At 41.7% G+C, this 24,085-nt stretch carries 24 protein-coding genes; 11 read left to right on the forward strand and 13 right to left on the reverse strand.

The features are described from left to right. Window positions 1-17 precede the first annotated feature (17 nt). The 11 genes from ACTJKG_RS24215 to ACTJKG_RS24265 all read right to left on the reverse strand — a co-directional run bounded on the left by ACTJKG_RS24215 (window position 18) and on the right by ACTJKG_RS24265 (window position 7,533). Complete coding sequence (locus ACTJKG_RS24215; protein WP_172337770.1) at window positions 18-1,157, reverse strand: MDR/zinc-dependent alcohol dehydrogenase-like family protein; 1,140 nt, start codon at window positions 1,155-1,157, stop codon at window positions 18-20. An 8-nt stretch (window positions 1,158-1,165) separates the two neighbouring features. Next, window positions 1,166-2,032, reverse strand: a complete 867-nt coding sequence (locus tag ACTJKG_RS24220; protein ID WP_172337769.1) for a hypothetical protein — start codon at window positions 2,030-2,032, stop codon at window positions 1,166-1,168. A 20-nt stretch (window positions 2,033-2,052) separates the two neighbouring features. After that, window positions 2,053-3,291 (reverse strand): radical SAM protein, encoded by a 1,239-nt coding sequence (locus tag ACTJKG_RS24225; RefSeq protein ID WP_172337768.1) that lies wholly within the window; start codon window positions 3,289-3,291, stop codon window positions 2,053-2,055. Next, window positions 3,281-4,588: a radical SAM protein gene (locus ACTJKG_RS24230; RefSeq protein WP_172337767.1), complete on the reverse strand. Its 1,308-nt coding sequence runs from the start codon at window positions 4,586-4,588 to the stop codon at window positions 3,281-3,283. The genes ACTJKG_RS24225 and ACTJKG_RS24230 overlap by 11 nt, the downstream gene beginning before the upstream one ends. A gap of 93 nt (window positions 4,589-4,681) precedes the next feature. After that, window positions 4,682-4,858, reverse strand: a complete 177-nt coding sequence (locus ACTJKG_RS24235) for a hypothetical protein (protein WP_172337766.1) — start codon at window positions 4,856-4,858, stop codon at window positions 4,682-4,684. Window positions 4,859-5,075: 217 nt separating this feature from the next. After that, window positions 5,076-5,291, reverse strand: a complete 216-nt coding sequence (locus ACTJKG_RS24240; protein WP_172337765.1) for a hypothetical protein — start codon at window positions 5,289-5,291, stop codon at window positions 5,076-5,078. A 314-nt stretch (window positions 5,292-5,605) separates the two neighbouring features. Further along, window positions 5,606-5,821 carry a hypothetical protein gene (locus ACTJKG_RS24245; RefSeq protein WP_172337764.1) on the reverse strand — a complete coding sequence of 72 codons (216 nt, stop codon included), beginning with the start codon at window positions 5,819-5,821 and terminating at the stop codon, window positions 5,606-5,608. Between the two features lie 236 nt (window positions 5,822-6,057). Continuing rightward, window positions 6,058-6,279 carry a hypothetical protein gene (locus ACTJKG_RS24250; RefSeq protein WP_172337763.1) on the reverse strand — a complete coding sequence of 74 codons (222 nt, stop codon included), beginning with the start codon at window positions 6,277-6,279 and terminating at the stop codon, window positions 6,058-6,060. A gap of 207 nt (window positions 6,280-6,486) precedes the next feature. Continuing rightward, window positions 6,487-6,702 (reverse strand): hypothetical protein, encoded by a 216-nt coding sequence (locus ACTJKG_RS24255; RefSeq protein ID WP_172337762.1) that lies wholly within the window; start codon window positions 6,700-6,702, stop codon window positions 6,487-6,489. A gap of 213 nt (window positions 6,703-6,915) precedes the next feature. Next, window positions 6,916-7,131, reverse strand: coding sequence for a hypothetical protein (locus ACTJKG_RS24260; RefSeq protein WP_172337761.1), 216 nt, complete (start codon window positions 7,129-7,131; stop codon window positions 6,916-6,918). Window positions 7,132-7,329: 198 nt separating this feature from the next. Beyond that, window positions 7,330-7,533 carry a hypothetical protein gene (locus ACTJKG_RS24265; RefSeq protein ID WP_166090748.1) on the reverse strand — a complete coding sequence of 68 codons (204 nt, stop codon included), beginning with the start codon at window positions 7,531-7,533 and terminating at the stop codon, window positions 7,330-7,332. A 438-nt stretch (window positions 7,534-7,971) separates the two neighbouring features. Between ACTJKG_RS24265 and ACTJKG_RS24270 the strand changes: the two genes are divergently transcribed. The 11 genes from ACTJKG_RS24270 to gldN all read left to right on the forward strand — a co-directional run bounded on the left by ACTJKG_RS24270 (window position 7,972) and on the right by gldN (window position 19,718). Continuing rightward, the gene (locus ACTJKG_RS24270) at window positions 7,972-8,169 is read left to right on the forward strand and encodes a hypothetical protein (protein ID WP_172337760.1); all 198 of its coding nucleotides are present in this window, start codon (window positions 7,972-7,974) and stop codon (window positions 8,167-8,169) included. Further along, window positions 8,166-8,351, forward strand: coding sequence for a hypothetical protein (locus ACTJKG_RS24275; protein ID WP_172337759.1), 186 nt, complete (start codon window positions 8,166-8,168; stop codon window positions 8,349-8,351). Before ACTJKG_RS24270 ends, ACTJKG_RS24275 begins: the two co-directional genes overlap by 4 nt. A 43-nt stretch (window positions 8,352-8,394) precedes the next feature. After that, entirely contained in the window at window positions 8,395-9,588 is a 1,194-nt protein-coding gene (locus ACTJKG_RS24280) for a radical SAM protein (protein ID WP_440740633.1), read from the forward strand. Between the two features lie 9 nt (window positions 9,589-9,597). Further along, window positions 9,598-11,895, forward strand: coding sequence for a peptidase domain-containing ABC transporter (locus ACTJKG_RS24285; RefSeq protein ID WP_172337853.1), 2,298 nt, complete (start codon window positions 9,598-9,600; stop codon window positions 11,893-11,895). Between the two features lie 11 nt (window positions 11,896-11,906). Continuing rightward, the gene (locus tag ACTJKG_RS24290; RefSeq protein ID WP_172337757.1) at window positions 11,907-12,632 is read left to right on the forward strand and encodes a hypothetical protein; all 726 of its coding nucleotides are present in this window, start codon (window positions 11,907-11,909) and stop codon (window positions 12,630-12,632) included. Between the two features lie 366 nt (window positions 12,633-12,998). Further along, the gene (locus tag ACTJKG_RS24295; protein ID WP_440740634.1) at window positions 12,999-13,985 is read left to right on the forward strand and encodes a DUF4271 domain-containing protein; all 987 of its coding nucleotides are present in this window, start codon (window positions 12,999-13,001) and stop codon (window positions 13,983-13,985) included. Between the two features lie 13 nt (window positions 13,986-13,998). Next, the gene (locus tag ACTJKG_RS24300) at window positions 13,999-14,763 is read left to right on the forward strand and encodes a uroporphyrinogen-III synthase (RefSeq protein ID WP_076376218.1); all 765 of its coding nucleotides are present in this window, start codon (window positions 13,999-14,001) and stop codon (window positions 14,761-14,763) included. Window positions 14,764-15,017: 254 nt separating this feature from the next. Continuing rightward, window positions 15,018-16,334 (forward strand): SUMF1/EgtB/PvdO family nonheme iron enzyme, encoded by a 1,317-nt coding sequence (locus ACTJKG_RS24305; RefSeq protein WP_172337755.1) that lies wholly within the window; start codon window positions 15,018-15,020, stop codon window positions 16,332-16,334. Between the two features lie 48 nt (window positions 16,335-16,382). Further along, window positions 16,383-17,183: a gliding motility protein GldL gene (gene gldL / locus ACTJKG_RS24310; protein WP_440740635.1), complete on the forward strand. Its 801-nt coding sequence runs from the start codon at window positions 16,383-16,385 to the stop codon at window positions 17,181-17,183. A gap of 39 nt (window positions 17,184-17,222) precedes the next feature. Next, complete coding sequence (gene gldM, locus ACTJKG_RS24315) at window positions 17,223-18,722, forward strand: gliding motility protein GldM (RefSeq protein WP_172337753.1); 1,500 nt, start codon at window positions 17,223-17,225, stop codon at window positions 18,720-18,722. A 6-nt stretch (window positions 18,723-18,728) separates the two neighbouring features. Then, on the forward strand, window positions 18,729-19,718 hold the full coding sequence (gene gldN, locus ACTJKG_RS24320) for a gliding motility protein GldN (RefSeq protein WP_440740636.1): 990 nt from the start codon (window positions 18,729-18,731) through the stop codon (window positions 19,716-19,718). Window positions 19,719-19,875: 157 nt separating this feature from the next. Here gldN and uvrC read toward each other — a convergent pair whose 3' ends face one another. Together uvrC and ACTJKG_RS24330 are read right to left on the reverse strand one after the other, a co-directional pair. Then, window positions 19,876-21,696, reverse strand: a complete 1,821-nt coding sequence (gene uvrC, locus ACTJKG_RS24325) for an excinuclease ABC subunit UvrC (RefSeq protein ID WP_440740637.1) — start codon at window positions 21,694-21,696, stop codon at window positions 19,876-19,878. Window positions 21,697-21,834: 138 nt separating this feature from the next. Beyond that, complete coding sequence (locus ACTJKG_RS24330; RefSeq protein ID WP_172337750.1) at window positions 21,835-24,084, reverse strand: transglycosylase domain-containing protein; 2,250 nt, start codon at window positions 24,082-24,084, stop codon at window positions 21,835-21,837. Between the last annotated feature and the right edge of the window lies 1 nt (window position 24,085).

Genomic DNA, 24,085 nt, shown 5'->3' on the forward strand with positions numbered 1-24,085 from the left:
ATATTAATTTTGTTTACTTACTCGTACATACATACTACCTTACCTAATCTGTTGGCGTCGTTATATGACATCTCTAAAAACTCAGAGCCATTTTTGTAGGACAGGCTTTGGTAATTGCTCAAACTCAGCTTATCATCAAGATAAAGATCGACAGCTTTGCCCAGATCACGGGTTGTACCCAGGCAGTTCCCGGTAAAACTAATGTTGTTCATGATGAAATGAACCAACAGGTTTTCGGGTAATTGCATGGTTTCGGTATCTATATCGGGCGTATTGTATAAAGTGTTATTCTCGATTCCGCAGGTCACATATCTGCCGTTGAACCGAAGCAGGTAATACAATTTTTTAAGGTATATATTACAGAACGGATCAATAATGGCATCAACGTTATTATTCAGGATCTTTACGATCGACAGGTCGATGTCCTCGTCCTTTGATTTGGTATTTACCAGTATAGTGGCATTTTTAATATTCAGTTTTTCCAGCTCGCGTGCCTTTTGCTCAGAGGAGGTTAGCACATAAACATGCTTATACTTAAAGTTGGGGAGCATTTTTAGTACAAACAACGAAGTGTTTGACGAGCCACCTGTAACCAGTAGTGTTGATTTGCTGTTGAGCTTTGCCTTACGCAGCATGCTCATGCCGGTTTGCGCACCAATAGAAAATCCTGCGGCAACCTCCAACGGAAAGGTTTCGGGTATTTTATAAAGCTTCCGGTAGTGCAGTATTTCTTTTTCTTTAGAGGTAGAGTTACTGGCTACGCCGGCTGTTAAACCTGGTTTACGTGTTTTAAGCTTGCGTATTTCTTCGTAATTCCAGTTGGGTATTACCCTGTCGCCTTTTTGCAGGCCGGTAACCAGACGACCGGTTTGTTCCACCTCGCCCACAAACTCCGATCCTATGGGTAAATAAGCTGTTTTGCAGTTATCACTAATAAAGTGCCGTGAAGCTTTCATGATAAAATTGAGGTCGCGGTAGTTGAGCGAAAAGCCCTTTTTCCTGACCAGCACTTCGTGATCGCCCAGTACGACGTTTTCTTTTTCCGGAAAGCAATCATCCAGAACAAAATTTACGCGCTCGCCAAAAAAGTTCACGGCAAATTTACTGGCCGGGTTTGCAACTTCAAATTCGGGATGTACTACCGCTAATTGTTTCATGGCTGATATTAATAAACCGTGCTGTTTAATACAGGATTAAGACAAGTGTTTTTAAATGCACCCCGGTATGACAGGCTTACATCGTAATGAGTAGTACCCTCGGTGCAGCCTTCATGTATCATGTTTTCTGTTGGAGCAATATAGGCTTCATAGGGTTGTATAGGGATCTTTACCACCGGGTACTCGCTAAAATACCGCATAAAATCGTTATACAAATTCCATTGTGAATATTCCTTTACAACCGTTTTTTTGGTTTTCATCCACTCAATCATGGTATTGATGGGCTGATTGATAAAGAGTAAGTGCCTTACTTCGGCGCCCAGGTTGATACACATTCTACGGCCTGCGTGTTCGGTTTGGCCTATATCGAAGCCATCGAAATTATCGATATGCAGACCACCCAGCGCGTTAAATTTGAGGTAAACGGTTACCGTTTCCAGGTTGGGCTGGTTAAACGCGAACGATGGCGGCGGTACCGGCTGGCCTTCGATCAACAATGTTTTCAGATAAGTATTGAGGCCAATGATGCTTTGATCCAGCTTTTCGCCGTAAAGCGCCTTATAATGTTTGAATTTGAATTTGCTGTTGATGTTTTGAAATTTATACTCTTTCAGTTCTTCAATCACATGATCGGGCAGTTTAACAATATTGATAACGCTGTTCAAGTCAGGCTCTTCTTCGCCGTCTTGTGCCAGTAGTATTTCCCTCTCGGTTTCGTTAGCGCTTCTCCAGGGTTTTAATGGTTTAAAAGCATTGTCGCGGTATTGTATCCCGTTTGATGCTGTACCCTTTGCTATCATTGTTCCTTCGCTAAGCCAAATTTTAGACTCCCAGTCTAAATGTGGATAAATTTTGATGCCATCTTGTATAATCATGATTTCAAATATTTTCTGGGTCAAATACTAATTGTTACTAAATCCTTGGGCTGCCTGTCGTTAAATATTTCCAGGTAGTCAAACTTTTTGATTTGGATGTCATCCTCCATATCGGCCGACAGTGTATCTACGATCCTGTTTTGGATGTGGCTGATGAGCCTGGTAAGGTCCATACAATACACCGATGTATTATTGAATGAATTAGATGTGCTGTACCTGTGCGGCAAATAACCGGCACCACAGATGCTCCGTATTTTGCAGGATGAGCACTCACGGCATAAGCTATTATGGCTTTTGAAATAAAGATTGGCTAGGTCGGTGTTCAGGCCTTCATCAATTTCGTGATTATGCACATTGGTATTGGCTTTGGTAAAAGAGGGGCCGCAAATTTTTAGCGAATCGCCGGCCTCGTATGATCCGTCGGTTTCAATCACCATAACCTGGTTATCACCTGCGCCCAGGTCATCTGCCGAAACTTTATGGCCCAGCACCATCTGCACTATCTGGGTAAACTTCCTGATCTTTGGCCGTTTGTTTTGATTAGAGTCATTATACCATTCATCAAACAAAGCGATCAACCAATCACCATAAGCGGTTGGCGAACCGTAAAACCGGGTACCTGGCGAAGGTGTAGGTGGCAGCTTATCCCAGTTAGAATCGGGCAGTAATATATCAAACGACTCGATGCCGATGGATTTGTGATGGTAGTAAAGCTCTTTAGGGTCGGAGTCGATGTTGATCACCGTTAACACTGCCGGTGCTTTTTTACTGAATTCAGAATCGCGGGCCAGCTGGTATTTTTCGATCACGCGATCATATGATCCTTTGCCTTTATGATCAATACGGTATCTGTCGTTGGTTTCCTTATCGCCATCCAGGCTAATGCCCAGTTTAATATCCAGCTCTTCAAACAGCTGCATCCATTCCTCATCAATGAGCAGGGCGTTGGTTTGCACCACGTAAACGATCTTCACATGATCAGCTATATTCTCCCGGAAGATATCCAGGAAACGGCGAAAGAAAGCTTTACCTGCAAGTAAGGGTTCGCCGCCATGCAGGATGATCGAAATGGCCTGCATTTCGTGCTTTTTTGAAAATGAGTCGATCCGCTGCGCGAGCTTTTGGATAGTAAGGTCGCTCATTTTTTTAGGCTGCATCAAATAGCTGTCGTCGCCCATATTGTACATATAGCAATACGTACAATTAAGGTTACACCTGCTGGCTATTTTAACAACAAAAGAAAATGATTTAGCTTGCATAGGATTGAGGATATACTTCGTTGATGATTTCGGTATAGTTTAGTTTTCCAAGCGGATAGATATCCAATATCTCTTTAGGCAGATTGTCAACCACGGTTGATTGGATCTCTGATATCAGTTTGATCAGATCTTTGCAGTAAACAGATGGATTATCAAAGCCATTATCAGGGCTGTAACGGTGTGGCATGTAACCGCCGCCGCACATCTCTACAATGGGGCATCTTTTGCATGTTTCGCTCAGGTATTGCCCGTTGTGTACATAGGTAGCTACCAGTTTTTTATCCAAAGCGTCGTCAAGCGCGTTGGTTTTTACGTTAAGGCCCTGTTTGGTGATGGCGTTGCCGCAGCTTTTAAGCACGTCTGAAGGTTCAATACCTCCATCTGTTTCTATCACCAGCAGGCCGTTATCTTTATTACCAATAGAATCTAAAGATGCGGATGCGCCCAAAACTTGTTTGATCAGCATGTCAAACAACCGGATGTGCGGCCTTGATTCCGATTTATCATTAAACCAAAGATGGAACATGATCAGCATCCAATCGGCATACGGGGTAAGCGATTTGGAAAATGGTCCTTTACTTGGTACATATGGGCCCACACGATGGTTGGCTATCGGGAACAATAGGTCAAATGATTCTACATTAACCACGTTAGCGTAGTGGTAGTATAGTTCGACCGGATCGCAGTTCAGGTTCATCACATTCAACAAACCAACCCTGTATTTACCAGTTACGGGATGCCTGTTATCCTCTAACTTATGTATCCCGGCTACAACCCTTTGATAGCTTCCGCGGCCTTTATGATCAACCCGGAAAGCATCATTGATCTCTTCGGTGCCATCTAAACTTACACCTATCTGTATCTTCAGCTCGTTAAATAATTTACCAATGCTGCGGGTAAGCAAAACGCCATTGGTTTGTATAAAATAGTTTGGCGTAATGTTATGTTTTTCAAAAAGGGCGTTTGTTTTGTTAACAAAGTTTATAAAAAACTGCTTGCCGGCCAACAACGGCTCGCCGCCGTGAAAACCAAACGCAAAAGCGGTTAAATTATGCTTTTTAACATGCTCAATAACACGGGCAAGCATGGTATCTATAACCTCTTCGCTCATGAACTTTGGCTGTTGCATATACGTTTTGTCGCCCAAGTTATACATGTAGCAATAGCTACAATTCAGATTGCACCTGCTGGCTATTTTTAAAACCAAAAAATCAACCTGGCTTGTTGGGTTTGATGGGTTAGGTGAGTGATGCACCACCTCTAAGGTTTCGGGTTTTTCTGCTACTTGGGTTTGCATAATTTTTTAAATAAACTGAGTTGTTATAGCCGCTTGTTAATTAAGTTTATTAGTATTTTCTTTTTTGCCACTTAAGGCTGTGAATGCGATGTTTTAAAGGCCCATGGCATCAATGCCCGGAAACCTTTTCAGAAACAGCCGCGTTGATTTTTCTACTTTGCAGTTACTGCTTCTTTTTACTTTTTCGCGTGGCTCGGTAATGGGTAAACCATAATTTTTTAATTGTAAATTATGTAGCCCCCCGATTAATGCTTTAATTTCTCCTGACATAATTTTTATGATTTGGTTTTTTTATTAAAACTAAAGGGGTGTTGATGGAAACCCAAACTTTTTCGACTAATTGAGCCTACTATAGGACGAATACATAATTCAACGGGGTTTATGATTAATGCCCCATTTGAAGAGGTTGCAAATGGTGAAAAACAAAACGGCCGGTATGGTTTATCAATCATAAACCTTACCGGCCGTTTACAGCTAATGCTGGGAACTACATGCAATCAGCACCTCTGCTGAAAGTACCGCTTACCGAACCGTGGATAACGCTTGACTTTTCGGTAGTAGCGCCACCAGAAATTGATTCACCGGCTTCTTTCAGTGCATCGTTTTCTAATTTTTTCAGTTTAGCATACAATTCTTCTGGAGTTAACTCATCCAGATTCAGGCGGAAGCTGTAAGTTCCTTTGGTGTCTTTGTTTTCTGACATAGCTTTAAAGTTTTAATTTGAGAGTAAAGCTAAATTCCTGATACTTTGGTAGGAAACTTTTTCGACCAACTATGGTTTTTCAATGCAAAAGATATAGCAGCCGGGTGACGAATGAAAGTTGCAGATATTTGGGAGAGGAGATTGATTGCCGAAAGAACCGCCGTTTAAAAAAAGGGGTAATAACCACTTCCTGGTTATTACTTACTAAGAAAAAGATCATGACTGGTGTATGAGCCGCGAAGCTATAAAACAAAACGACCGGCGTAGTTTATCAATCATAAACCACACCGGTCGGTTACAGTTAAAGCTGGAAACTACATGGAATCAGCACCTCTGCTGAAGGTTCCGCTTACAGAGCCATGCACCACGCTTACTGGCGAAGTGGCTGTACCACCAGAAATTGATTCACCGGCATCTTTCAGTGCATCGTTTTCTAATTTTTTTAATTTAGCATACAATTCTTCTGGAGTTAACTCATCCAGATTCAGGCGGAAACTGTAAGTTCCTTTGGTTTCTTTGTTTTCTGACATGGCTTTAAAGTTTTAATTTTTAGTAAAGCTAAGTGACTGATAATTTGAGATGAAACTTTTTCGACTAATGAATGCCTCTTCAAGACGAATCAGTTTTAAAGCATCGCAATTTGATTTATTGACATAAGAACCGGAACCATTACAGAACCCGGACAGGCGCAGTAAAACCAAATATTGATCAATAAAAAAAGCCCGATCTACCAGGCAGATCGGGCTTTTGTTTGAAAGCCTTCAACTTAACTTTCAGTTGGTTTTGAAACAATGCTTTTGCTGAAAGTTCCACTTACAGAACCATGGATAACGCTTACTCTTCCATCGCCGGCGGCACCACCAGAAATTGATTCACCGGCTTCTTTTAAGGCGTCGTTCTGTAGTTTTTTCAATTTGTCGAATAACTGCTCAGGAGTTAATTCGTCCAGGTTCAGTCTGTAGCTGAAAGTTCCTTTTTTGTCTGACATAGCTTTAAGTTTTAATTTATAGTAAAGCTAAATGCCTGATAATTTGAGTGAAAACTTTTTCGACCAATTAAAGTGGCTCCAAGACCAATGTATCGTAATCATAGGGCGATATGAATTTAGTAACAGGATAAAATATAAGGGTCTGTTAAAAACAAAACCCTGCAGACAATTGTCCGCAGGGTTTTGTTTTTGGCCTGTAAATTACAATTACTGTGCAACAGATCTGCTGAAGGTGCCACCTACAGAACCATGGATAACGCTGGCTCTTGCATCACCGGCAGCGCCACCAGAAATAGATTCTCCGGCTTCGGCCAATGCATCATTTTGTAATTTTTTTAATTTGTCAAACAACTCTTCTGGAGTCATTTCGTCAAGGTTCAGCCTATAGCTGTAAGTTCCTTTGGTGTCTTTGTTTTCTGACATAGCTTTAAAGTTTTAATTTATAGTAAAGCTAAAATCAGAATAAGCCGGAGGCGAATTTTTTCGACCAATCAAAGCGGGCCGGAGACTAATGTATAATATTTGGCGGGCGATGATATTTTGATACATGTATTAAAAAACACTACCTGCATAAGGGTTATTAACGCACAAAACCCGATATGTAACTTACATATCGGGTTTTGTGCCGATGGAAAATTACGATTGAGTTGGTGATGCGGCCCTGCTGAAAGTGCCGCTAACGGAACCGTGCACCACACTTACAGAGCTTTGTTTATCGGCTCCGCCAGCGATAGATTCACCTGCATCTATCAGCGCGTCATTTTGTAATTTTTTCAATTTGTCGAATAACTGCTCCGGAGTTAATTCGTCAAGATTCAGCCTGAAGCTGTAAGATCCTTTTTTTTCTGACATGGCTTTAAATTTTAGTTTGTTTATAATTAAAGCTAATTGAGACCTGTTTTAAAGCGAAACTTTTTCGACTAATCAAAGCAACATGCTGACAAATAGTGTATTATGTATGTACGTATGCATAGTCAGCCTAAAACGAATAATAAAAAAGCGGCCGGTCTGCATCTGCAAACCGGGCCGCCTTTTAAAATGAAGTTGTGTTTAGTTAGCAGCTCTGCTAAAGGTACCGCTAACAGAACCGTGAACTACACTTACAGAACTTTGTTTGTCGGCGCCACCGGCAATAGATTCGCCCGCGTCTATCAGCGCGTCATTTTGTAATTTTTTCAATTTGTCGAATAACTGCTCCGGAGTTAATTCGTCAAGATTCAGCCTGAAGCTGTAAGATCCTTTTTTTTCTGACATGGCTTTAAAATTTTAGTTTGTTTATGATAAAACTAACCGGGCTAATAGCCAAAGCGAAACTTTTTCGACTAACTACGCCATCCCGTGGGCCAATGTTCAAATACGGTAGGTTTTATCAATTTATATCCTGAAATAAATAAAGACGAAACCTTCACCAAAAAATCAGATAAGTTTTTCTATAGCTGTAGGATTTGTATTGGAGCCGCCTCTGTTTATTGTGCCACATATATAATGTACCGCCTGACTTTTACATGTGATTTAGATAGCGGGGAAAAACCGTTAACATGCTCATTTTCATAAGCGGAAAGATTAGGTTAATTAGTCATCCAAACGCTCGCATTGGTCGAAAAAATGAAGGTCATAATTACATTCTTCGCTATAATTACATAAACAACAACACAATTAATCGAGTTAAACCTAAAAAGATTAAAGGACATCATGAAAAAGGACTTAAATCATTTTAAACAAACATTGGCAGCCCTGGACGATCAATCTATTTTGGATAGTGAGGCTTTAACAACAATAAACGGTGGTGATAAAGAATATAAACCACTTTATCATGATCCGGAGAAAAAAAACATATGGACTAAGAGTTCAGTAATTTTTGATCAGGACAATAACTATTACTCAAAATGAAAAAGAAAGACAAAAAATCAAATCCGGCTGAACACGACTTGAAGTCATCAGCCATTGAACAATTAAAACTCAAAGGAATTGAGTTAGAAGGCGGTGATACTATCGCCGGCGGGTTCATTGAAACAATGGATACTGGCAATCTCCCGGGTTTTATTGAAGTGCACCTGGATAAAAAAGACTGATGACTAAAAACTAACCTGAGTATGGTTACTGATCCCTAAGCTAATGAATTTAAATACGCTTGTTTTAAAAGTAGCCAGCAGATGTAACCTGAATTGCACTTATTGCTACGTTTATAACCTGGGCGATTTAACTTATCAGGATCAGCCAAAGTTCATGTCGGTAAAAGTGGTTCAGGCTATTTTGCAAAAGGTATCCCGGCATTGCGAAAAGCATAATATCAGCAATTTTCACTTTGTTTTTCATGGGGGCGAGCCTCTATTACAAAGCATGGGTTTTTTTGAGGGGTTTATTAAAAAAGCCCGGGAGATCATTCAGCCTCAAACGCATCTGCATTTCGCAATGCAAACCAATGGGGTGCTTTTGACCAAAGAATGGTGTGATTTTTTTTTATCAGCGGGGATAACCATAGGCATCAGTTTAGATGGTTACGAGGAAATTCATGACAGCAAACGTGTTGATCATGCCGGAAAAGGATCATACCAAAAAGTTATTGAAGCAATTGATCTGGTTAATAGTTATCAGGGCAAGCTAAACCTGGGGATATTAACGGTTATTAATACCCGGGCCGATCCGGATAAGCTTTATCAGCAGATAAAGGAATTAAATATCAGGAGCTTCAATTTGCTTTTACCGTATGCCTCCTGGGATGTTCCACCACCTGACTGGGCTAAAAACCGGACAGTATATGCCGATTGGCTGATCAAAATTTTTGACCGCTGGTACTTTGATGATAAGCCTAAACCATCGATCCCCATATTTGAGCAAATACTGGGTTTGTGCATCGGTTTAAGGCAAAGCTCACAATATTTTGGTGGTGAAAAACTCGACTTTTTGATCATTGAAACCGATGGGAGCATTGAAGTTTCGGGCGCGTTAAAGGTGTGCGGACATGGCATGACCAAAGAGAACATGAATATCCTGGATATGGACCTGGAAAGTGCGTTACAGAACAACCAGCTGAACATGCATTACAACAGTCACCAGGAGTTACCATTTCCCTGTAGTAATTGTAAGGTAGTGGGTATTTGTGGCGGTGGGTTTTTACCAAACCGGTATAGCGCGATAAACGGATTTAACAACCGGTCGGTTTACTGCCATGATTCGCTTAAGTTAATATGTCATATCCACAATATATTGATGGATAGTTTGCCGCAAAAGGTTTTAAGTAAAGCAAAAAAGAATTTGCTTTCGTACGATAATGTTTTTAATGAAATACATTCAATGATAAGCTATTAAATAATAATGATGAAAAGGAAATTTAAATTTCACAAGCAGTTAGACCACATGGATTGCGGCCCCACTTGTTTAAAGATGATCGCATCATATTATGGGAAAGATTATTCATTAGACTTTTTAAGGGCTAATTCATTTATTACCCGCCAGGGTGTAAACCTCCTGGGCCTGGGCGAAGCCGCCGAAAAAATTGGTCTGAAAACATTGGGTGTTAAAATTACGCTGAACCAGCTGGTTGAGGATGTTCCGCTGCCCTGTATCCTCCACTGGAACCAGGAACACTTTGTGGTTTTGTACGATATTCAGTTAGTTAAAGAAGGCATCCTCTCCAAGAAGAAAAAACTGAAATTCCTGATTGCCGATCCCGGACATAATCTGATATCTATTGACCAGGCAACTTTTACCCGGTTCTGGATGAATAGCAGCGATTCAAAAGGTGTAGCCCTGATTGTAGAGCCCACTATCGAGTTTTTCAACCAGGAGGAAACTCACAAAACCAAGTCGAGCGGCTTTAAATTTCTGTATAAGTATATCACGCCCTATAAAAAATATGTTATTCAGGTTATCATCGGTATGTTCCTGAGCAGCCTTATCGCCCTGATCTTCCCATTCCTTACACAAAGTATGGTTGATTTTGGGATACAGCGGCACAACATCGATTTTATTTACCTGGTGCTTTTTTCGCAACTCTTCCTGTTTGTAGGGGGGATGACGGTAGATATGATCAGGAACTGGATGTTGCTGCATATCAACACCCGGGTGAGTGTAACTATTATTTCCAACTTTTTGGTTAAGCTCATGAAGCTGCCCATCAGTTATTTTGAGTCGAAGAACGTTGGTGATATTACACAAAGGATCAATGACCATCACCGGATAGAAACGTTTTTAACGGGTTCAACCTTAAGTACCTTGTTCTCTATCATCAACATATTGATATTCTCCATTGTACTCGGTTCATACAACGTCAAAATCCTGGCTATTTTTGGTATCGGCAGTGCTATTTCTATTGCCTGGGTACTGCTTTTCCTGAAAAAGCGTAAGGATTTGGATTATGTACGTTTTCAACGGATGCGTGAAAACCAGAATACCATATACGAGCTGGTAACCAGCATGCAGGAGATTAAACTGAACAACTGCGAAAGAACCAGAAGATGGGAATGGGAGCGTATACAGGCAAGGCTGTTTAAGGTAAACATCCAGAGTTTGGCTTTGGAGCAATATCAAGAAATAGGCTCATCGTTTGTTACCCAGCTTAAAAATATCCTGATATCATCTACCGCGGCTTTCCTGGTGATCAATAACAGTATCTCATTAGGCGTGATGCTCAGTATATCATACGTGGTAGGCCAGATGAATAACCCGTTAAACCAGATCATTGGTTTTGTGAGGAGTGTGCAGGATGCCAAAATAAGTCTGGAACGCTTAAGCGAGATACATGAACAGAGTAATGAGGAGATCGATCTGTCAACCAAGGCCGGAAAGGTGAACAAGGAGCTTTACGAAACAAGCGAAAGTGCCGATAATGTAATCAATAGCCAGATGATCAACGGTAAAACGTATAATACCAAACGAGGTATACACCTGGATAATGTTTCGTTCCAATACGGTGGTTCACAATCGGTAAAAGTGCTTAAGAATATCAATCTGTTTATTCCGGAAGGCAAGGTAACCGCGATAGTAGGCTCAAGCGGTAGCGGGAAAAGCACGCTGCTGAAACTGTTGTTGAAATTCTATCCGCCAACAGAAGGCCAGATCACCATAAATGAATCAGACATCCTGGATCTGTCTGCACGCGACTGGAGAAAAATTTGCGGAACCGTAATGCAGGAAGGGTACATTTTCTCAGATACCATATCGCGCAACATCGCCGCCAACGAGGATACCCCTAATGAGGAAATTTTACAACATGCCATTAACGTTGCCAATATTCAGGACTATATCAAGAAACTGCCTTTAGGACTTACAACTAAAATTGGCAATACCGGTACCGGCATGAGCGGAGGGCAAAAGCAACGGATATTTATTGCAAGAGCGGTGTATAAACAGCCTAAGTACCTGTTTTTTGACGAGGCCACCAGCGCGCTTGATGCCAACAACGAAACCGTTATAATGCAAAACCTGAATGACTTTTTTAAAGGACGCACGGTATTGGTAATTGCTCACCGGTTAAGCACCGTTAAAAATGCCGACCAGATTGTGGTGATGGAAAACGGAACTATCATTGAAGTGGGTAACCACCTAGAACTGGTGCAAAAAAGAGGTAAATATTATGAGCTTGTTAAAAATCAATTAGAATTGGATGCTGCTTAAATTTTTGGATTATGCCAGATAGATTAGATTTTGTAGAACACAGTTACGAGGTTGAGGAGATTATTGGTAATGTTCCTCCCTGGTTAATAAGATGGGGTATCATGATGTTTTTATTTGTTTTTGGCATCATAATTTTATGCTCAACAATAATAAGCTTCCCGTCGTTGCTACCGTCAACAGTGATCATTGATTCCAAAAACCAGCCCTTTAAGGTTAGCTGGTTAAAAGATGGGGCTGAAATATACAAGTCTGATATAAAAGACGGGGCCACGGTTAAGGCCAACGATACCTTGTTGGTTCAAACCAATTCGGCGGGTAAGGTTACCTCTGTGATCACTACTCCGGTTGAGGGTAAAGCCATCGTACTTAAGGGCACTGAAGATAACGCCCGTAAAAACACCATTATCATTAACCCCACATTAGGAAACTACGAGGTGCGGTTATACATAAAACCAGAGCGAGTTGGCGAAGTTTTGCCTAATCAGAAAGTGATGATCAACCTTGCAGAGTACTCCGCGGCAACTTTTGGCCCGTTGGAAGGAAAGATAACCGAAATTATAAGGATACCTGTACATGATAAGTATATAGCCAAAGTTAAACTGGTAGACGGGCTTAAAACTATCAAGAATAAAACCATACCCCTGGCCAGTACATTAACGGGGGATGGTTATATAGAGTTATCCAAGAAAAATATCTTTCTAAGGATCTTCGGAAGCTTATTTGACAGAAATAGCTAAATCCCTAGTCTATAATAATTGCCTGCGGCCATATAGAGGTGACTGCAGGCTTTTTTTATTGATATAAAATTTCCGCGCCACAAAGGTCGGCAAATACAACAGTTCGAAGTGTTTTGATTGATCTTAGCATTTTGTTATCGTCATCATAGGCATCGTCCTGTTCTTATTCAAGCTTTATCCCGATCCGCTGCAAATTTCACTGCATGTTAGGTTTAAAAATGGCGTTGCCGGGTGTGCCGCTATTGGTGCTCCTATTAATAAAGTTTATTTTATTAATAGGAGTATAATTATAAAGGGTTTATAAAACAATCAATTATTACAATAAATTTGCAGCAAATTTAACGGGGTTTATATTTTGCTTTTTAAATGCGTTTAGCTATCTGGTGTTTCCTGCTTTTATTATGGAGCTGCTCGTCTGTTTTTGCACAGCAGGACTCGGTAATTGCGGGTAATAGTGCCAGGAGGAAAATAAACCTACGTAAAGCCGGTACCTCGGTACTTGATTCTGTAGCGGCAGCTATGCAGGCCCGCAAGGTTTTTGTGTCCGACTCCATAGCCATGCGTTATATACATGCCCCGGATTCGGCAACTACAAAGGAGTTTACCGATAGTTTGCTGGCGCACAGTTCTTATAAATATAAGGGGTACGGCTTTTTAGATATGCCTTCAAAATCAAAAAGCCTGGTGCGCGATGGGCATAGCCGGCCGCTACGTGACCCCTGGATAATCAGTATTATTGTAGGCTTGCTTTTGTACACAGCGGCGCTTAATATCGGCCTGAATAAAGATGTAACTTATGTGTTGCAATCGTTTTATAGTAAACGGGTTCTCTCACAGGCAGGTAAAGAAGAAGGTTTTGTAAGTTCATGGGCTTTTCTAGGGCTTTTTTTATTATTCTGTTTAACCTGTGGCTTATTCTTATTCCAGCTCGCCGCCTACAAAAATGTGTATTACATAGTAAGTGGTACGCGTTTATATGTATCGCTTACGGTTATTATCATTGTTTTATTTGCGTTGAAGTTCCTGGCGCTTAGGTTTTTGGGCTTTGTATTTGATATGAACCGCCTGGTGACCGAATACCTGAATATACTGCATCTTACCTACTTCAATTTAGCGTTCATATTTTTACCGGTGGTGGTTTGTTTTAGCTTATTGGCTAACCGTTATGTTCCGGCTTTGCTTGACGTAACGTTACTCATAACGGTAGTTATATTTATCTGGCAATATCTCAGAAGCAGTGTAAATATTATTTCTGCTTTTCGATTTCATAAATTTTATTTATTTACGTATCTTTGTGCCCTCGAAATTTGCCCCATTTTAATTTTAATAAAGGCATTGAATATTAGAATTTAGGTAGTTTAAACGAATTGATTTGGAAGACAGAAAGAAAAAGGTTAAAAGTATATTAGTTACTTTATCAAAGCCCGAAAACGATAAGAATCCGTATGCAGAACTGGCTAAAAAGCTAAACCTGAAAATTGACTTCAGATCATTCATTCATGTTGAAGGCGTTCCTGCAAAAGATTTCAGAAAGGAAAAAATAAACCTAAGCGATTTTACCGCGGTTATTTTTACCAGCCGTAACTCAGCCGATCATTTTTTTCGTATTTGCGAAGAGATGCGTTTTGAGGTACCGGTCGAAATGAAATATTTCTGTCTGTCAGAAACCATAGCGCTTTACCTGCAAAAGTATATTCAATACCGTAAGCGTAAAATATTTTTTGGTAAACAAACCGCTGCCGACCTGGCAGAAGTGTTAAAGAAACATTCGGCCGAAAAATTCCTTTATCCATGTTCGGATGTTGCGGCAGAAGAAACCCAGCGTTTCCTGCTCGAGAACGGTTATAACTTTACACCAGCTGTATTGTTCCGTACCGTTTGCAGTGATCTTTCTGATCTGGCCGATGTGTTTTATGATGTGATCGCGTTTTTCAGTCCGTCAAGCATCCAGTCGTTATATAAAAACTTTCCCGATTTTAAACAAAACAATACCCGTATAGCCGCCTTTGGTGCAACAACACACAAGGCAGTGCTCGAAGCAGGCCTGATCCTGGATATTCCGGCGCCAACCCCAGCAGCCCCATCCATGACAATGGCTATTGAGCAATATGTTAAACTGGTAAACAAATAAATAATTTAGAAATTTATTGGATCCTGTTGCAACTTTTTGTGAAATGTTAGCGTATTAATGCCAACTAATTCACATGAGTGTGATTAGGTTTTTGCTCCTTCACAATGCAATAATTTGTCGTTAAAATAACGCAAAGGGCATTTATTGACTTTATTTTAGGTTAAAAAAATGTTTTTTGGGTTTGTTAGTGCAAATTTTTGATATATTCGGGGGGCTTATAATGTTATAGTTTATATAACTGAATTTGTTTTAAAATGAAGCATATCTACTTTTTAATAGTTGTTTTAGCGGGCGGGTTTTTGAGCGGTTGCAGCAAAGGGGGCGATAGAGGGGAAGTTACCGGTATCCCGCAGCGTTCATTCAGATCAGAGGTGCCTTACGGTATGGTTTATATACCCGGCGGAACTTTCCTGATGGGGCAAACTGATCAGGATGTAACCTTTGCGCAGATAGCGCAAACCAAACAGGTTACCATCGCGCCTTTCTTCATGGATCAGACAGAAACCACCAATAGCCAGTATAAACAGTTTGTTTACTGGGTTCGTGATTCTATAGCTATTACCAATTACGCCAACGATAATAAATATTACATTCAGCCCAAAGGCGCTGCTAATGCCAATACTAATACCGGCAAAAAATTCATTAACTGGGATTATGTAAAAAAGAACCCGGTTTGGGGAAACAAAAAAGGACAGGCCGGTAATGCTTCTAAGCTGCAGGGTATGTATTACCAAGGCGATGACCGTGTTTTTGATCGTAACGAAATAGACGTACGTATATTAAAATATAACTACTCTATTATGGTTTTACGTGATGCAGCCAATTATAAAAACGATAAAAGCAAAAGACGCTCCGACTTTATCCTGCGCGATACGGTAGCCGTTTATCCGGACACCCTGGTATGGCTGAGCGATTTTTCATACGCTGCCAATGAGCCGATGGTTGAAGGTTATTTTTCACATCCTGCTTTCCGTAATTACCCGGTAGTGGGTGTTACCTGGAGGCAGGCGAGAGCTTATACTGTATGGCGTACCCGTTATAATGATGCTTACAAAGATTCGCGCCGTTTACCGCATCGCTTACCTTATGGCTTACCCACCGAAGCGCAGTTTGAATATGCTGCACGTGGTGGCAGGATAGGTACCGACTATCCATGGGGTGGCCCGTATATTAAAAATGCCAAGGGCTGTTTACTGGCCAATTTTAAACCTGGCCGTGGTAATTATACAGATGATGGCGGTGCTTATACGGTAAATGTACGCTCTTATTTTCCTAATGATTACGGTCTGTATAACATGGCTGGTAACGTAGCTGAGTGGACATCATCAACCTTCGACGAATCAGCCTCATCATTTGTGCATGACCTCGCACCTACATTTAATTACGAAGCAAAATCAACCGATCCGGAAGTACTTAAGCGCAAGGTTGTACGCGGCGGATCATGGAAAGATATCGGATATTTTCTTCAAAACGCTACCCGTACCTATGAATACCAGGACACCGCGAAATCATACATTGGTTTCCGTTGTGTAACTGATTATTTGGGCCGCGATATTAAAGACAAACGATAAACATAAACTAATTAATAAAACATCTACACAAATTATTTCTGAATTATTATGGCAGGGAAGAAAAAACCTTATGGAATAGGAAATGTGATATCATGGGGAGCTACGATAGTGATCATCGGTTTGCTGTTTAAAATACAGCACTGGCCAATGGCATCTACCTTTATAACAGTAGGATTAGGTATGGAAGCTTTCCTGTTCTTATTGTTGGGTTTCCAAAGAGAAGATAAGGATATTGACTGGGTACGTGTTTATCCGGAATTGAGTGAGGATTTTAGCGGCGAATTGCCAAAGGCAACCGCAAGGCCCGTAGTAAGCAACTCATCAAACACACAAGCTCTGGATAAGATGCTGGAGGATGCTAAGATAGGCCCGGACCTGGTACGCAGCCTGGGCGATGGTTTGAGAACTTTTGGCGATAAAGTTGCCGCCATATCAAGAGTAACAGATGCTGGCGAAGCTACTATTGCCTTTACTGATAAAGTAAAAACCGCATCGGCAAGCTATGATAAATTGAGTACTGCTTTTGATAAGGCATCAGCCAATTTATCAGAATTAGCCAATTCAAATGTCGATTCAAAGGTTTATCACGAGCAGGTAACTAAATTAGGCAGAAACCTGTCTGAACTAAATGCTGTTTATGAACTGGAATTGCAGGATTCAAGCGCTCATTTAAAATCAATGAACAACTTTTATAAAAACCTGTCTTTAACCATGAACAACTTTAACGAGTCGTTAGATGATTCTAAACAGTTTAAGGAAGAAGTGGGGCGTTTAGCAAAAAACCTGGCATCGTTAAATTCGGTTTATGGGAATATGCTTACCGCAATGAACCAGCCACGTGTTAATTAATATAATTAATAGATTTTTTACAAGCTAATATTTATATAGATGGCCGGAGGTAAGGAAACCCCAAGACAGCGAATGATAGGCATACTATACCTGGTACTTTTAGGCTTAATAGCCCTTAATGTGCCGGATAGCTTGTTAGACGCGTTTAAAAACATTACAAGTAGTTTAGATCAGTCAACAAAAAACGTTAACGCCAGCTTACAAAGTACTTATTCGGCATTTGAGGCAACCAAGTTAAAAGAGCAGCCAGAAAAGGCGGCACGCCTGGAAGCTCAGGCCAAAGATGCAAGTAAAGCTGCTGATGAACTGAATGGATATATTGAAGAGTTAAAAGCTGAATTAATACAAAAAGGCGGTGGGATCAACTCAGAAACCGGAGATGTAGATGCAAGAGAAAGTTTGGATATATCGCCTGAGGTAATGATAAACGCTAAAAAAGCTGATGTACTAAAAGGGAAAATTGAAGCCACCAGGGCACGTTTGCTGCAAATATTAGGTAAGGATGCGGCTGGTGTTAACTTTTCTTTGAATGCGATCGACCCGGGTAAAAAGTCCTGGCAGCAGGCGTATTTTGGTGACGGTATTCCCCTGGGGGCAGCTTTAACAACACTGGCTAAAATACAGGCTGATAATAAAAATGCGGAGAACGAGGTAGTGAAAAAGTTATTAGGTAAAGTTGATCAGGCGTCAGTGACCTTAAATCAGTTTAAGGCTGTAGCTGTTGCCCCAAGCAGTTATGTTTTGGCAGGCCAGCCATATAAGGCCGAGATCTACCTAACAGCATATGACCAAAAATCAGATCCTGTAATAACTGTTGGTGGATCACAAATTCCAACTGCAAATGGTGTAGGTACTTATACCACCACTGCAAGTGGCGAAGGATTGCATACCTGGACTGGCAGTTTATCGGTGAAACAGGTAGAGGGACCTCCAAAAGTTTATCCTATTTCTGCTACTTACATGGTGGCAAAACCATCAGCGGTAGTATCGCCCGATAAAATGAACGTATTATATATTGGTGTAGCTAACCCACTTTCAGTATCGGCGCCGGGTGTACCCAAAGAAAGCATGAAAGTAAGCATGAGCGGAGGATCGATCAGTGGGAGCGGCGGACACTATACAGCTACAGTGAGTAGTGTAGGTACAGCAAAAGTTACTGTTTTTGGCGATAAAGGTATGGTTTTAGGGACGTCTGATTTTCGTGTTAAGCGTATACCTGATCCTAAACCTCAGTTTGCCGGCAAAAGCGGTGGTAATACCAGTGCTGCAAACTTAAGGGCGCAGGATAGGGTGTTTGCTAAACTGGATAACTTTGATTTTGATGCTAAATTTAATGTAACCCGTTTTACACTGCTTGTTGTAAAACCCCGCCAGGATGCCATTATTATGTCAGGCAGTGGGGGCGAATTAACAGGCGCTATGCGTTCTGTAATGAACACCGTTACACCGGGTACTACTGTTGTATTTAAGGATATTGTTGCAGTTGGCCCTGATGGAACACCAAGAGGACTTGACCCAATTGTATTATCCGCAAATTAAAGGCGTATGAAAAAGAAAATTTTGTGTTTTGTACTTTGCTTAGTGTGTGTTTCGGCTGTATTTGCTCAGAAACGCCCCGCTAAAAAACGTACCCGGAAGCCCGCTACTACAACACAGCAACAGCCAGCACAGCTGCAACCACAGCAATCAAGCCAGCAGGACAACGTAGTAAGTCAGCCGGTTGCTGATACTTCTAAGCGCAAAACATTTGATCCCAATAAGCCTTTTGAAAGACCGCTTGATGGTTATTATAAAAAGAACAACATCCTGAACGCCCGGGTTACGCCTTTGCCAAACCTGCGCGAAAATGATGTGGTTTTTGCTAAACGCGTTTGGCGGGAAATTGATGTTCGCGAAAAAATGAACCAGTATTTGGCTTCGCCAAAAAGCAGGTTGATTGATGTGCTTTTAAATGCCATCGCTGCGGGTGAATTGACTGCTTATGATCCAACACCAACAAAAGACGATCCGGGAGGCGATGCCTTTACGGTTCCGCTTAGTGCGGGCGGAGCCAAATCAAAAATGGCGGATAGTTCGGTAGTTGATAAATTTGATAAAGACGGTAATAAAATAGGATCATCATTACAGGCTGGCGAGTTTAACCCTGATAGTGTTGTTAAATTCCGTATCAAGGAAGATTGGGTTTTTGATAAGCAGCGTTCTGTATTTGAGCCGCGCATTATAGGTATAGCCCCATTGATTAAACCAAAAGCGGGTACTCTTGATCTGGATTATCAACCCGCGTTTTGGGTATATTTTCCGGAAGCAAGACCCATTTTTGCTACCAAAGAAGTAGCCAGTCGTAACAGCGACGCGACGGGTTTAAGCTTCGACGATGTTTTTATGAAGCGCATTTTTACCAGCTATATTGTTAAAGAAAGTAACGATAAGGACGAACGTATAAAAGATTATGCCCAGGGCATTGATAAGCTTTACGAATCAGAGAGGATAAAGAAATCTCTGATGGACTGGGAGCTTAACCTGTGGTCATACTAAAAGAGTTTTTAAGTCAAAATCAAAAAAGGTCAAAATTGTAATAGGTTTGACCTTTTTGTTTTAATAAGGGCCGGCCTGTCATCCTGAGCTTGTCGAAGGATCATGCGGAGAGACCTTTACCCACCATGCTTCGACAGGCTCAGCATGACAGCTTTTTTTACTTTTGACTTGCTTCTTCCTCTTTCCCAAAGTATCCTAAAATAGCTTTCGCCTGTTTCAGATTAACAACTTCCAATAGCGTTTCCTCATTAGCCTCGCGGATCTTCTTAACCGATTTAAAATATTTCAGCAGCTTTTCGGCGGTAGTTTTGCCTATGCCTTCTATCAGTTCCAGTTCGGTGGCCAGGGTGCCTTTATCGCGTATCTTACGGTGGAAGGTAATACCAAACCGGTGGGCCTCATCGCGCAGATGCTGGATCACCTTTAATGTTTCTGATTTTTTATCCAGGTACATTGGGTACTGATCGTTTGGATAGTATAATTCTTCCAGTCGTTTGGCTATGCCTATTACGGTTACCTGTTTATCAATGCCCAATAGCTTTAGGCTGTGCATCGCCGATGACAATTGGCCCTTGCCACCGTCAATAATGATGAGCTGAGGCAGTTCCGTTCCTTCATCCAGCATACGGCGGTAGCGGCGGTGTACGGCTTCTTCCATGGTGGCAAAGTCATTCGGGCCCTCTACCGTTTTTACGTGGAAATGGCGATAATCTTTCTTGGATGGTTTGCCATCTTTAAATACAACGATGGCCGACACCGGATATTTACCCTGGAAGTTGGAGTTATCAAAACACTCAATATGTCGGGGAAGCTGGTTCATGCGAAGGTCCTTCATCATCTGTGTAAGCAAACGTTCGGTCCTGATCTCGGGATTTAGCTTTTCATACTGATCTATCTTCTCCTTTTTAAAGAAGAGCACATTCTTTTGCGAAAGATCGAGCAATTTTTTCTTTTCGCCCAGTTTAGGTACAGTGAATTTGATGCCGGGATGATCTTCCAGATCGATACCAAAAGGTACGATGATCTCTTTGGAATCACTGTTATAACGGCTTCTGAACTCAGATATAGCCAGGGTAAGCAGCTCCTCATCACTTTCGTCCAGGCGTTTCTTTAACTCAATAGTTTGCGTTTGGATGATGGTGCCGTTCATTACTTTTAAGAAGTTAACGAAGGCGATCTTATCTTCTGAAGCGATGCTGAACACGTCCACATCCGTAATCGACGAATTTACCACCGTTGATTTACTCTGGTAGTTTTCCAGTAGTTCGAACTTTCGTTTTAAACGATGGGCAAGCTCATAGTTATATTCTGCAACCGCGGTTTCCATCTCGCTTTTAAGACGACGTAGCACAGCTCCTATTTTACCGTTCAGGATATCCTTGATCTCCTCAATGCTGTTGTCATAATCATCCTCGGTCTGATAGTTTTGGCATGGGCCTTTGCAATTGCCCAGCTGGTATTCCAGGCAAACTTTAAACTTGCCCTTGTCAATGTTTTCGCGGGTGAGCTGCAGGTTACAGGTGCGCAGGGGATATGTTTCCTTAATAAGCCCTAAGATGTTGTGCATCATACTTACCGAAGCATAAGGCCCCAGGTATTTTGAACCATCTTTAACAATACGCCGGGTCCAGAAGATGCGGGGATAGTTCTCATTCTTAATGATGATCCATGGATAGGTTTTATCATCCTTCAGCATCACATTGTAGCGCGGCTGATGCTTTTTGATCATACTGTTTTCCAACAGCCACGCATCCACCTCGGTATCAACAATGGTAAAAGTGATATTGCGTATCTTGGATACCAAAACACGGGTTTTGGCATTTACATGTGTATCCTGGTTAAAGTAGGATCCTACGCGGTTGCGCAGATCTTTGGCTTTGCCAATATATATCAGTTCCTGCTCACTATCCCAGTATTGATAAACACCGGGTTTGTGAGGTATATTTTTTAATGCAACTTTGTAATCAAATTTCTCCATTTTCTTAATCGGTACCCACAGTGCCTTTGTTGTCATCCTGAGGTACGAAGGATCTATTATACTACATGCATGTCGCTTACAGATTCTTCACTATTGTTCAGAATGACAAATTTTGTTTGATTTTATTTCTGAACCAACCTAAAATCCCAGCTTCTTATCAACTTCGGTAGTGCCTTGTTGCTGCTGGTTGTATTGGTTGCAATCCATCACTATGCTTACACCGTTTTTGGGCGCGTCAAAGTCGACATTCTTTTTAATGCCCAGTGCCGCGTTGGCATATACCTTTTTCATATAGAATGCAAATATAGGCAATGCGCTGTTGGCGCCTTCACCTAACCGGGTAGATTGGAATGCGATGTCTCGGTCTTCGCAGCCAGTCCATAAGCCGGTAACCAGTTGCGGGGTGATGCCAATAAACCAGCCATCGGAGTTGTTTTGAGTTGTGCCTGTTTTACCACCTATCGGGTTGCTCAGGCCATATTTATATTGTAAGCGTGAACCTGTACCATCCTGTATTACGCCTTTAAGCATATACGTCATCACATAGGCGGTTTGCGGATTCATGGCCTGCACTACTTTTGGGGTGTGGGTATATAAAACGTTGCCGTTTTTATCTTCAATACGTAATATATAGGTAGGCTCTGTCCACAAACCGTGGTTGGCAAATACCGAATAAGCCGCTGTCATTTCAAATACCGAGGCATCAAATGTGCCCAGGCAAATAGAAGGATATGGCGGTACCGGACTGGTAACTCCCATTTTTTTGATCAGTTCTACAACAGGCTCGGGCTTAACTTCGCCCATTACGTGCGCGGTTACCCAGTTTTGCGAGTGGGCCAAAGCCTGGCGCAGAGTAATAAAGCCCGGTATCGTTTCGGACGGAGAAGAACGTGGGCACCACGGACCGCTGCCATACCCCCTAATGGTATCCGGCACGTTATTGATCTTCATACAAGGGGAGTAGCCATTATCAATAGCTACCGCGTAGGTAAATGGTTTGGCGGTTGAACCTACCTGGCGTGTTCCGTTTTTAACCTGGTCATATTTAAAGTGTTCAAAGTTGGTACCACCCACCCAGGCTTTAACATAGCCTGTGGTTGGGTCCATACTCATCAACGCGTTACGGAGCAGCATTTTGCAATACACAATAGAATCGATAGGTTTCATCAGCGTATCAATATCGCCATGCCAGGTAAACAGGTTGAGTTTATCGGGAGTGTTAAAGTTGGTGGTGATATCTTCGTCGCTCATGCCCTGGGCTTTCAGTTGCTTGTATCGGTCTGATTTAAGCATGCCCTGCTGTATCAGCAATTTATAGTTGTGAATGCTTTTAGCCAGATTTTTCCCGCGCCAGTGATCGTTAAACTGCACTTGCAGATCACGCATGTATTGCTGCTGTGCTTCCTCGGCATATTGCTGCATGGTAGCATCAATGGTGGTATATATTTTTAAACCATCACGATCAAGATCGTATGGACTGCCATCTGAGCGGCTGATGTTTTGCTCTTTAAACAGTTTTTGCAGCTCTTTTTTAAGTACCGACCTGAAATAAGGTGCCGGGCCATCAAAGTGGTTGTTAGGGCGAAAATCGAGTCCAAGCGGTTTTTGTTTGTATTCATCAGCTTGTGCCTGGTTCAGATCGCCTTTTTCTACCATGCGGTTAAGCACCAGGTTACGGCGTCTCAGCGCGTTTTCGGGGTGACGGATAGGTGAGTAGATACCGGGTCCGTTAACCATGCCTATTAATAAGGCTGCCTGGTCTGGTGTAAGTTTATCCGGGGTGGTATTAAAGTAAGTACGTGCAGCCGATTTAATACCATAAGTATTATAGGCACCAAAATCAACCGTGTTGAGGTACATGGTCAGGATCTCTTCTTTGGTATAATGACGTTCCAGCTTAACGGCGGTTACCCATTCCTGCATTTTTTGGACAATACGTTTAAATGGATTGGCCGCTCTCTCTGAGAACAGGTTTAGCGCCAATTGCTGAGTAATAGTGCTGCCGCCTTGTTTCTGCCCGATCAATAAATGCAGAAAGATGGTAAAGCTGCGACCAAAATCAATACCGGAGTGATCAAAAAAACGCTTGTCTTCGGTAGCAACCAACGCGTTAACTACATTGGGTGATAGCTCTGCATAGGTAACGTTCGACCGGTTTTGTATGTAATAGGTACCCAGTACCTTTTTATCAGATGATATTACTTCGGATGCCTGGTTACTCTTTGGGTTTTCCAGATCGCGGAAAGAGGGTAGCTGACCAAATACATCAAAAATAGTTAGTGCTATCATCAATCCAACAAATACAAAACCGGCTATTACGGTACGCCATATGTACCAGTTATATCTTCTTATATCCTGTTGTGTAAGCTTGGGCTTAGTGGTTCTCATT

It is taken from the genome of Mucilaginibacter sp. 22184 (assembly GCF_052045695.1).
Lineage (GTDB): Bacteria > Bacteroidota > Bacteroidia > Sphingobacteriales > Sphingobacteriaceae > Mucilaginibacter.